The sequence below is a fragment of the Microbacterium sp. genome, from assembly GCF_049661145.1.
Classification (GTDB): Bacteria; Actinomycetota; Actinomycetes; order Actinomycetales; family Microbacteriaceae; genus Microbacterium.
On record NZ_JBASZT010000114.1, the window covers coordinates 1 to 1,507 of the forward strand.

1 protein-coding gene is annotated in these 1,507 nt (G+C 72.7%); it reads right to left on the bottom strand.

Annotation, left to right across the window (positions count from 1 at the left end):
• A partial coding sequence (locus tag WBP48_RS05200) for a histidine kinase (RefSeq protein WP_424437096.1) occupies positions 1 to 1,507 on the bottom strand: 1,507 nt, incomplete at both ends.

Below are 1,507 nucleotides of genomic sequence, written 5' to 3' on the forward strand. Positions count from 1 at the left end.
GTGTCGAGCACCGCGAGGGCGCGTTCGGGATCGCGCTCGGCGAGGTTGCGAGCGGTCTCCAGCCGTAACCGGATGCCGCCGAGCAGCGGGCCGAGGCCGTCGTGCAGCTCGCGCCGCAGCCGGGCGCGCTCCTCCTCCCGTGCTGCGACGAGGCCTTCGCGGATGAGCTGCAGCTCGCGGCTGAGGTCGGCGTTCCGCAGCGCGGCGGCTGCGAGGCGCACGATGTCACCGAGCAGACGCCGGTCGCGGGCCGAGATCGCCGGGCGGCGGCCCGGCTGCATCAGGATGCGCCCGATCTCGCTCCCGTCATAGGTGAGCGGCAGGTCGATCAGCCCGTCGGCATCCGCCCCGGTCTGCGCCGACAGCACCGTGCCGTCGGCGCGGTCGAGCTCCACGCGCACGTGCGCGGACGCGAAGGCGCGGGCCAGCGACAGCGCGATCTCGCGCAGCTGTTCCTCGGACGATCCCGCCGACTCCAGGCGGTCGGCCAGCTGCGAGACGACTTCGTACGGGTCGCCGCGGGTGCCGTTGATCCAGCGGGACACGAGCCGGTGCAGCCGGTCGCGCAGCGGCGTGTAGACGGCGACGACGACGAGCACCGCGATGAGGGTCATGACGCGGTCGTCGAAGAGCGAGCCGACGACGAGGTACAGCCCGACGTCGACGAGCACCACGCCGACGAGCAGGATCGCATAGACGATGGTCCAGCCGAGCAGCCGGTCGATCGCGTACAGGTTGTGCCGGGTCACCGCGATGACGATCGAGAGGCTGACGAACGCGATGCCGAGGCCGAACGCCACGTCGGCGACGACGGCCGGAAGTAGCCGCGACAGCAGCAGCATGACGACGAAGACGAGCGCCGCCCACGTGAGCCAGCGCAGCTGTGCGCGCCGTTCCTGCGTCGCGCCGCGACGGCGGCTGATGACGACTGCCAGGGCGAGGGCGGCCGACAGCGCCGAGGCCGGGAACGAGACGGCGAGGAGCAGCATCCACACCCCGTCGGGAAGGGGGACGGTGAGGATGCCGGGGTCGAAGCGGGCGAGGTGCTCGGCGCGCACCGGGTCGTCGGCCGCGAGGACGGATGCCGGTGCGCACAGATACGTGAGCGGCATGATCGCGGCGAGCACGAGCGCGACGATGCTCACGGCGCGCCAGCGGCCGGGGGCGAGGCGGCCGTCGGGGAAGAGCAGCAGGATCAGCTGGATCGACAGCGACAGCACGGCGGCGAGGCGCGCGTAGTACCAGAACCCCCACGAGGCCAGTGCGGTGTGTTCGCCGGTCGCCAGCGCGACGTTGACGACGCCGACGGCCGGCCCGTCGAGCCCCCACAGCACGCCGAACACGGTCAGCACGACCGCCATCGGGTGCGGGCCGAGCCGCCACAGCAGGAGCGCGCCGGGAATCGTCAGCACGAGCCCCGCCAAGCCGCTGCCGGATGCCGAGCCGAACTCTTCGGTGACCGGCGCGGCGAGGTCGTAGCGCACCGAGAGAACAGCGCAGGCGACGG